8 protein-coding genes are annotated in these 9174 nt (G+C 63.0%); 1 reads left to right on the forward strand and 7 read right to left on the reverse strand.

The window, feature by feature from the left end; all coding sequences use genetic code 11:
* A partial coding sequence (locus EN893_RS08740) for an AMP-binding protein (protein ID WP_164900768.1) occupies positions 1-499 on the reverse strand: 499 nt, incomplete at its 3' end.
* Positions 500-772: 273 nt separating this feature from the next.
* Between EN893_RS08740 and EN893_RS08745 the strand changes: the two genes are divergently transcribed.
* A complete protein-coding gene (locus EN893_RS08745) occupies positions 773-2626 on the forward strand; it encodes an AsmA family protein (protein ID WP_127272203.1) in 1854 nt (617 codons plus the stop codon).
* A gap of 22 nt (positions 2627-2648) precedes the next feature.
* Here EN893_RS08745 and EN893_RS08750 read toward each other — a convergent pair whose 3' ends face one another.
* From EN893_RS08750 to EN893_RS08775, 6 genes are all read right to left on the reverse strand, one after another.
* Positions 2649-3467, reverse strand: coding sequence for an ABC transporter permease subunit (locus EN893_RS08750; RefSeq protein ID WP_127271643.1), 819 nt, complete (start codon positions 3465-3467; stop codon positions 2649-2651).
* Positions 3468-3471: 4 nt separating this feature from the next.
* Positions 3472-4446: an ABC transporter permease subunit gene (locus tag EN893_RS08755; RefSeq protein ID WP_127272202.1), complete on the reverse strand. Its 975-nt coding sequence runs from the start codon at positions 4444-4446 to the stop codon at positions 3472-3474.
* Positions 4447-4454: 8 nt separating this feature from the next.
* On the reverse strand, positions 4455-5594 hold the full coding sequence (locus EN893_RS08760) for an ABC transporter ATP-binding protein (protein ID WP_127272201.1): 1140 nt from the start codon (positions 5592-5594) through the stop codon (positions 4455-4457).
* Positions 5595-5678: 84 nt separating this feature from the next.
* A complete protein-coding gene (locus tag EN893_RS08765; protein WP_127268369.1) occupies positions 5679-6776 on the reverse strand; it encodes a polyamine ABC transporter substrate-binding protein in 1098 nt (365 codons plus the stop codon).
* A 340-nt stretch (positions 6777-7116) separates the two neighbouring features.
* Complete coding sequence (locus tag EN893_RS08770) at positions 7117-8067, reverse strand: DMT family transporter (protein WP_127268368.1); 951 nt, start codon at positions 8065-8067, stop codon at positions 7117-7119.
* A 150-nt stretch (positions 8068-8217) separates the two neighbouring features.
* The coding region (locus EN893_RS08775; protein ID WP_128361492.1) for a short-chain fatty acyl-CoA regulator family protein at positions 8218-9174 on the reverse strand (957 nt) is incomplete at its 5' end.

A 9174-nucleotide genomic window follows, 5' to 3' on the forward strand; every position in this document is an offset into this window, starting at 1 on the left:
AGACGGCACCGATCGAGGCCGCGGCCAGCATGGCGGCGACGGTCTCCGGCATGTTGGGCATCATGGCGGCAATGCGGTCGCCCTTCTTCACCTTGAGCGACAGGAAAAGCTGCTGCAGCCGCGAGGTCAGCGCGTGCAACGCGTTCCAGGACAGCCGGCGCTCGACCTTGTCTTCGCCGCGAAACACGATTGCGTCGCCTGAGCCGGTCTTCTTCAGCAGATTCTCAGCGAAATTCAGTGTCGCATCGGGAAAGAAAGAAGCGCCGGGCATCTTGTCGCCGTCGACGAGCAGGTTATCGCCCCTGTCGCCGACGATGCCGCAGAAATCCCAGATCAGGCTCCAGAACCCCTCACGGTCCTCGACCGACCAGGCATGAAGCTGCGAATACGAGGAAAACGCTACGCCGGCTTTCACTCCGGCGGCCTTGGTGAAGGCGGTCAAGGGTGCTGCGTCAATCTGGTCTTGCGTCGGGGTCCAGAGCGGTTGTCCGGCAGCCATGATCGTTCCTCCACGGTCGCCATCGCTTATGCATATCGCAGCGCAGCAGAGCAAGATTTTGTTCGGCTGATGCGACCAGATGTGCGCAAATGCCATCGCCGGGCCATAAAGACTTGAAATGCCTCAGCCCTAAGTCGTAGTGACAACTTGAAGTCGTGGTGGCGGCCGGAAGTCGTGGTCATGACTGGGGGTCGTGGTGACGACCGGGGTCGTGGTGACGATCGGGGTTACACCCGCCGGGCGATTTGTCGGAATGGAAGCATACGGGGCCATATGCCATCATCTATGATCCGGCGCGGAATATGGGCGATCGGCGCTGCCGTGATCGTCGTCGCGCTGGTCGTTGCCGCCCTGCCGCTGATTGCCTCCACCCGTATCGTGCGCGACCGCATCGCCTGGGAAATGAGCGCGTGGAGCGGCTTCCGGGTCGCCATCGACGGTTCGCCGCGCATCGAGGTCTGGCCGACATTCCGGGCAATCCTGACCGATGTGACGCTTTCACAATGGACCGACACCGAGGCGCCGCCTGTGGTCGAGGCAGAACGGGTCGAGGTCGACCTTTCCGCCATGGCGGCGCTGCGCGGCGACGTGGTGTTTTCGACGGCGCGGCTGGTGCGGCCGACGATCCGGGTCCAGCGCACGCCTGCCGGCCTTTTCCTGCCCGCTGTCCCCACCGGCGGGCGCATCACGCGTTCCATCGACACGGCGCGCGGCGTGGTCAATGCCGACCCCGCCAAGCCGGACCTCGACAAGCTGCCTACCGACACCTTCGGCACGGTCGAGTTTCGCGACGGCCGAATGGTAGCGTCCATCGGCGGCAAGGACGTCGAGATCCTGAGCAGTTTAAACGGTCAGGCGAATTGGGCGGCGATGAACAGCAATGCGACGCTGTCGGCAACAGGGATCTGGCGGGGCGAAAGCGTCGCGCTGGACGTCGCCTCGGCCAGACCGCTTGTGCTGTTTGCCGGCGGCACGGCGCCGCTGACGCTGTCCTTTAAGGCGGCGCCCGCCACCTTCTCGTTCGACGGCACGGCCAGCATGTCTGAAAATACCTATTTCGACGGTCAGGCGAAGTTCTCGGCACCCTCGCTGCGGCGTGTCCTGGAATGGTCGCAGGCCGGCATCGCTCCGGGTGCAGCGATCGGCTCGGTCAGCATTTCGAGCAAGATCACCGCGACCGGCGGGCGCGTCAAGTTCGACAACACGGCAATTGCACTCGACAACAATCCGGGGATGGGTGCACTGGACCTCTCGCTTGGCGAAGCACAACCTGTGATCTCCGGCACGCTCGCCTTCGACACGCTCGACCTCAGATCGTTTCTGTCAGCCTTCACCCCGCTGGTGCCGACCGGAGGGGCGGGACCCGGCGAAATCGACACAAGTTTCGCCGACAAGATCAATCTCGATCTGAGGCTGTCGGCAGCCCACGCCACGGCGGGACCTATCCAGCTCGCCGATGTCGCCGCCACGGCCCAGGTCAAGGATGGTCTGTCCGTCTTCGACATCTCCGATGCCTCGGCCTTCGGCGGCAACATCCAGACCAGCCTTCGCTTCGATCGCAAGCCGGAAGGCTCACAGGTCGAAATCCGCCTTCTGGCGTCCGACATCGACGGCGGTGCATTCGGCACGGCGGCAGGGATGACGCGGCTGGTGCCGGTCGGCACGGGCACCGTCTCGGTGATCCTCAAGGGGCCGGGCAGAACCTGGGATTCCATCTTCGACAATGCCGACGGCTCGGTCTCGGCGACCTTCGGGCCGGGTGCGTTGAGCAAGCTCAACCTGCCGGCCTTCCTCAAACATACCGAACAGGGCGGCTTCTTCGCGCTCGACGATGTCTCTGACGGAACATTGCCGATCGACGGTGCCGAGATCAAGGCCACCATTTCGAAGGGCGTGGCGCGGATCGACAAGGCCGAGGCCAATTCAGCGAAGTACAAGATCTGGCTGTCCGGCATCGCGTCCTACGCCGGGCGCGGACTGGCCTTGTCCGGCGGCGTCATTCAGCCTGACCAGGCGGCAACGCAGGCCAACGGCCAGCAAGGTCCCAACCAGTCATCATTCTTCGTCGGCGGAACCTGGAGCACGCCGTTCATTTCCCCGATCAGCCGCGGCGTTTCGGGGGAATAGGCGACACTGCGCCTTCTGTCTTTCACCCGCGCTGCGCCACCTGCTCGTCGAGCTGGCGCTGCACCTCACGCCGCTTGTTGGCAAGCGAGGCGATGATGACGCCCATCGCCACGACGGCGATCAAAATGGTACAGGCGGCGTTGATTTCCGGCGTCACGCCGAGGCGAACCTGGCTGTAGATCTTCATCGGCAGCGTCGTCGCGCCCGGCCCGGAGGTGAAGCTTGCGATGACCAGATCGTCGAGCGAAAGCGTGAAAGCCAGCATCCAGCCGGAGACGATCGCCGGCATGATGACCGGCAATGTGATCTGGAAGAAGGTCTTCACCGGCGTTGCGCCAAGATCCATCGCGGCTTCTTCCAGCGAGCGGTCGAAAGTCATGAGCCGCGACTGCACGACCACGGCGACGAAGCACATGGTCAGCGTGATATGGGCGAGCGTCACGGTGAGAAAGCCACGGTCGAGCCCGACCGCGACGAAGAGCAGCAGCAGCGACAGGCCGGTGATCACTTCCGGCATGACCAGCGGCGCAAAGACCATGCCGGAGAACAGCACCCTGCCCTTGAAGCGCGTGTAGCGGGTCAAGGTGAGTGCCGCCAGCGTGCCGAGAACGGTCGCTACCGTGGCCGAGATCAGGCCAACGCGCGCCGTCACCCAGGTCGCGTCCATGAGGCCCTGATTGTGGAACAGCGAGACGTACCATTTGGTCGAGAAACCGCCCCAGACCGTAACCAGTTTCGACTCGTTGAACGAGAAGACGATGAGCAGCACGATCGGCAGATAGAGAAAGGCAAAGCCAAGCACGATCGAAGTGATGTTGAAGCGGCTCCAGGTGGCGTTCATGAGGTCACCTGTCCATTTCCTGAGCGCGCGCCTGGGCCCGCTGGAAGAGCATGATCGGCACGATCAGCAGCAACAGCAGGATGACGGCAACGGCCGACGATACCGGCCAGTCGCGATTGGCGAAGAACTCGTTCCACAACGTCTTGCCGATCATCAGCGTCTGCGAGCCGCCGAGCAGATCGGGAATGACGAACTCGCCGACGGCCGGAATGAACACCAGCAGACAGCCGGCGATGACGCCGGGCAGCGACAGCGGGAAGGTGATCTTCCAGAACGCACTTGTCGGCGGACAGCCGAGATCCTTGGCTGCCTCGATCAGCGAATAGTCCATCTTCTCAAGCGCGGAATAGAGCGGCAACACCATGAACGGCAGGTAGGAATAGACGATGCCGATGAAGATCGCCGTATAGGTGTTGAGGATGATCAGCGGCTGGTGGATGACGCCGGTGGCGAGCAGCAGCTGATTGAGCAGCCCTTCGGGCTTGAGAATGCCGATCCAGGCGTAGACCCGGATCAGGAACGAGGTCCAGAACGGTAGGATCACCAGCATCAGCAAGGTCGGGCGGATCGTCGCCGGCGCGCGCGCCATGCCATAGGCGATGGGGTAGCCGACGAGCAATGTCAGGACCGTCGAGACCGCGGCGATGATGACGCTGGTTACATAGGCGTTGAAGTAGAGGGCGTCCTGCGTCAGCCAGGCGTAATTGTCGAGGCTGAGTTGCTTCAGCTGAGCCAGGAACCCGGAAATGCCGCCGCTGAAATCGAGCGCCGGCGTATAGGGCGGAATGGCGATTGCCGTCTGCGACAGCGAGATCTTGAAGACGATGACGAACGGAATGAGGAAGAAAAACAGCAGCCAGACATACGGGATGATGATGACCAGTCGGCCAACGAAGGCAGCACCCAGCCTGGCAAGGATGGATTTGCCGGCATTGGATGCCGGAGAGGCTGATGAGGTGGTGACGGCGGCGCTCGACATGGTCGCCCCTACCGCGTCAGCACGACGCCGGCATCGGGCCGGAAGGAAACCCAGGCGCGGTCGTTCCAGCTCAACGGATCCTCGGTGATACGGGCCGCGTTCATGGTGCTCGCGCGCACCACCTGGCCGTCGTCCAGCCTGACATGGTAGACGGTCATGTCGCCGAGATAGGCGATGTCGTAGACCTCGCCCTCGATGGCGTTGACCGCCTCGGCCGGCTTTTTCGACGACACCTTGATCTTTTCGGGCCTGATGGCGAAGGTGACGGCCGTCCCGGCGCCGGCGGTGCCGGCATTGTCGGTGCGGATGGTGAGGCCGTTGCCGGCATCGATGCTGGCGCTGCCGGCCTCGCCACGCGCGATCTTGCCCTCGAACATGTTCACATTGCCGACGAAGCCGGCGACGAAGCGCGATCCCGGCGCCTCGTAGACTTCGGCCGGCGTTGCCACCTGCATCACCTCGCCCTTGTCGATGATGGCGATGCGATCGGCCATGGTCATCGCCTCTTCCTGGTCGTGGGTGACGACGACGAAGGTCAGGCCGAGGTTCTGCTGCAAATCCATCAGTTCGAACTGCGTCTCTTCGCGCAGCTTCTTGTCCAACGCGCCGAGCGGCTCGTCGAGCAGCAGCACCTTCGGCCGCTTGGCGACCGAGCGGGCGAGCGCGACGCGCTGGCGCTGGCCGCCGGATAGTTGGTGCGGCTTGCGCTTGGCGAACTGCTCGAGTTTGACCAGCTTCAGCATCTCGGCAACGCGCGATGCGATTTCGGGCTTCGGCATGCCGTCCTGCTTGAGACCGAAGGCGATGTTGTTCTCGACCGTCATATGCGGGAACAGCGCATAGGACTGGAACATCATGTTGACAGGCCGCCGGTAGGGCGGGATGCCACGCAGATCCTGGCCGTCAAGCAGAATGCGGCCGGCTGTCGGCTCCTCGAAGCCGGCGAGCATCCTGAGCAGCGTCGACTTTCCGCAACCGGAGGCGCCGAGCAGCGCGAAGAACTCGCGCTCGAAGATGGTCAGAGACAGATTGTTGACGGCGGTGAAGTCACCGAACTTCTTGGTGACGTTGTCGAACTGGATGTACGGCTTGGCATTCGGGTCGTTCCACGGTGCAAAATCCCTGCGGATGCTGCCAAGCGATTTCATATCCCACTCCGTCCTGATTTTCTTGCTTCTTGCCCCAGGTAGAAACGGTCCCGGCAGGTGGCTGCCGGGACCGTGTCGGATTGCTTACTGGCCAGTGACGATCTTGGTCCAGGTGCGCGTGATGACGCGCTGGGTCTTGGGATCGTATGGCGAGACGGTGTAGAGCTTCTTTATGGTCTCGGCATCGGGATAAACCGAAGGATCCTCCAACAATGCCTTGTCGACGAATTGCTGCGAAGCCTTGTTGCCGTTTGCGTAGAGCACGTAGTTCGACGACTTGGCGATAACTTCCGGCTTCATCATGTAGTTGATGAACTCGAGCGCCTCCGCCACATGCGGCGCGTCGGCGGGGATTGCCATCTGGTCGAACCACATCTGCGCGCCCTCCTTCGGCACGGAATAGCCGATTTCGACGCCCTGCTTGGCCTCGACCGCGCGGTTGCGGGCCTGGAACACGTCACCCGACCAGCCGACCGCCAGGCAGATATCACCGTTGGCGAGCGCGTTGATGTATTCGGAGGAATGGAACTTCCTGATGTAAGGCCGCACCTTGAGCAAGGTCTCCTCGGCCTTGGCGATATCATCGGGTGACGTGCTGTTCGGGTCGAGGTTGAGATATTTCAACGCCGCCGGGATGATATCTGCCGGCGAGTCCAGCACGTAGACGCCGCAGTCCTTCAATTTGGCCAGGCTATCGGGATTGAAGAAGACGTCCCAGCTGTCGATCTTGTCAGTGCCAAGCGCCGCCTGCACCTTCTTGATGTTGTAGCCGATGCCAACCGTGCCCCACATGTAGTTGACCGAGTATTCGTTGCCGGGGTCATATTTGGCGGTTCGCTCGGTAACCGTGTCCCACATGTTGGAAATGTTGGGCAGTTTCGACTTGTCGAGCTTCTGGAACACGCCGGCCTGGATCTGGCGCGCAAGGAAATTGCCGCTGGGCACGACGACGTCATAGCCGCTGCCGCCGGCAAGCAGCTTGGTCTCAAGGATTTCGTTGGAATCGAAGGTGTCATAGACGACCTTGATGCCGGTTTCCTTGGTGAAATCGTCGATGATCGAACTGTCGATATAGTCCGACCAGTTGAAGACGTTGACGACACGATCCGCGGCGTGACCGCCGACGGTGAACAATGTCAGGAATGCCGAGGTTGCCGAAAGCCAGAGCGCTTTGCGGATCATGCTATTCTCCTTTGATGAGTGTTCCTTCACCGGCTCGTCGCGATATCAGCGCGACCGGCATTTTCTTCAGACTATTGAGCTTTCCAAGGGGCGACAAGCGCGAACTGCCGAGACCATGCAGGCGGTTCGATGAGATGGCTGGATGCCCCTGAGGCGGCCTGGGAGGCGTGCCAATACCGTCATAGGCTTTCGCCGTGGCGCGGGCAGAGATACGACGATATGGTCCGGTCCCGATCGGACCGGCTGGGAGACTTGGCAAGATACGCCTGTCTTGTTGTTGCCGTATTCCCAGCCTGCCCGTGCTGCAGCGACGTTGTCAATGGCAAAGCTGCAGGCCGCTTCAATTAGGCGACGGCACCCCGGTGACCCCTGCGCGTTCGGGCCGTGCCTGGCGCTTGAATTCGAGCCCGATATGGACGAGCAGCGCCGTGACCACCACCGCGCCACCGATGATGGTGCGCCCCGACGGCACCTCGGAATGGATGAGCCAGACCCATATCGGGCCGAGGATCGGCTCGAACGTGCCGAGCAGAGCCGCGATGGCCGCCGGGATCAACCGTGCGCCGGTGGCGAAGAAGGCGAGACCGAGGCCGAGATTGACCACGCCGAAGGCAAACAGAAAGCCCATGTCGCTGACTGACACGGTGAAGGTCGATGCCTGCGAGACGGCAAAGCCGGCCGCGAGCATGGTGCCGAGGCACGTCGCCGGCGTCATGCGCACGCCGGAAAACCGCCGGGTGATGACGGTGGCGACCGAGAACATGACCGCGATCAACAGCGCCAGCCCATCGCCTATGGGCGAGACGGCGCCATCCAGCGATTCCGACACCATGATGGCGACGCCGGTGATGACGGCGGCGATTGCCACCCAGGTGGCGACACCGACCCTTTCGCGAAACAACGCCCAGGCAAACAGCGCCGCCAGCAACGGCACGCCTGCCTGCATCAAAAGGATGTTGGCGACGGTGGTGTAGGCCAGCGCCACGACGAAGGCGGTCGATGCGGTGGCAAAGCAGATCCCGACGGCAAGGCCGGGCAGACCCATGTCGTGGAACAGCTTCAACGTGCCACGCCAGCCGTCACGCCAGACCATGAAGCAGACCAGGAAGGCGGCTGCCCAGACGGATCGCCAGAAAATGACCGTCCAGCTGTCACCGACAGTGATGAAGCGGGCGATGGTGCCGCCGAAGCTCCACATCAGCGCCGACAGGAAGACCAAAAGCATGCCGACGCGCTCCTCGCGCGGCGAGACGGCTGGCGATGCGACGATCGGCGATGCGGTATCGATCATGAGCGCGACTGTCGGGCTTTTGTGGACGGGACGATGCGCAAGGGACGACAAAAAGATGCTCTGTTCGCGTAACGCAAAGGCGCAGGCCGGAACTGAGCCAGCGGCCGGCGACAATTATGGCACCTTGCCCCCATTTCAGAGGACACGGCGTTACTGGAAATCGAAGGCACTCAGGCCCGTCACCATCTCGTCAAGGCCGAGCGGGCGCGTCACCGGCGGCTCGGCCCGCGCCAGGCAGCCGACGCGTTCGCAAAGCCGGCAGGCAGGCCCGACCGGCGTCGCCGCAATACTGCCGGCCTTTGCGGTGATTGCCGCACCGGGCAATGCCGCGCCATAGACGATCTCGTCCCGAAAGCCGATGTCGCAACCGAGCAGCAGCGCGGTGCGGCGCGGACGTTCCGAGAATGCGCCTTGCGGCCCTTCCAGTGTGCGGGCGATGCACAGGAACTCGGCGCCGTCGGGCATTTCCACTGCCTCGACGAAGACCTGGCCGGGTTGGGTGAAGGCAACATGCACGGGCAGCTTGGGACAGCCGCCGCCAAAGCGGCTTTGTGGAAAGCCCTGGCTGCCGGCCTTGCGGAAGCGGTTGCCTGCATTGTCGACCTCCAGCATGAAGAACGGCACCCCCGAGGCACCCTGCCGCTGCAGCATGGTCAGCCGGTTGGCTGCCTGTTCGAAGGAGACGCCGAAGCGCGAACGCAGGACATCGATGTCATAGCGGGCGCGCACGGCAGCCGCGTGAAAGGCCTGATAGGGCATCATCAGCGCATGCGCCGCATAACGGCCAAGTTCGAAGCGGGCCAGGCGGCGCGCCTCGTCGGTGCTCAGCTTGAGCGCCTGGATCTCGCCGGCGACCGCGACCGTCATGCGGATCAGGCAGGCCTCCATCGCGACTTCGCGCAACTGGTCGAACGGCGACAGGCGTTCGGACAGGAACAGGCGCTGCGAATGACGATCATAACGGCGGCGCCAGTTCGGCATGGTGGCGACCGGCAGCACCTTGACCACGATGCCATATTCGCGCTTCAGCCAGGCCTTCAGCGCGCCGAACAGATCGTCGCCGGGATCGAGCACCGAGGTGAACGCCGCGGCCTCCCCCTCGAGGGC

The sequence above is a fragment of the Mesorhizobium sp. M7A.F.Ca.CA.004.04.2.1 genome (assembly GCF_004022825.1).
Classification (GTDB): Bacteria; Pseudomonadota; Alphaproteobacteria; order Rhizobiales; family Rhizobiaceae; genus Mesorhizobium.

Bases quoted from the DNA above. Each gene is read 5' to 3' on its own strand.
- EN893_RS08750 (WP_127271643.1), bottom strand. From the start codon at position 3,467: ATGAACGCCACCTGGAGCCGCTTCAACATCACTTCGATCGTGCTTGGC.
- EN893_RS08755 (WP_127272202.1), bottom strand. From the start codon at position 4,446: ATGTCGAGCGCCGCCGTCACCACCTCATCAGCCTCTCCGGCATCCAAT.
- EN893_RS08760 (WP_127272201.1), bottom strand. From the start codon at position 5,594: ATGAAATCGCTTGGCAGCATCCGCAGGGATTTTGCACCGTGGAACGAC.
- EN893_RS08770 (WP_127268368.1), bottom strand. From the start codon at position 8,067: ATGATCGATACCGCATCGCCGATCGTCGCATCGCCAGCCGTCTCGCCG.
- EN893_RS08765 (WP_127268369.1), bottom strand. From the start codon at position 6,776: ATGATCCGCAAAGCGCTCTGGCTTTCGGCAACCTCGGCATTCCTGACA.
- EN893_RS08745 (WP_127272203.1), top strand. From the start codon at position 773: ATGCCATCATCTATGATCCGGCGCGGAATATGGGCGATCGGCGCTGCC.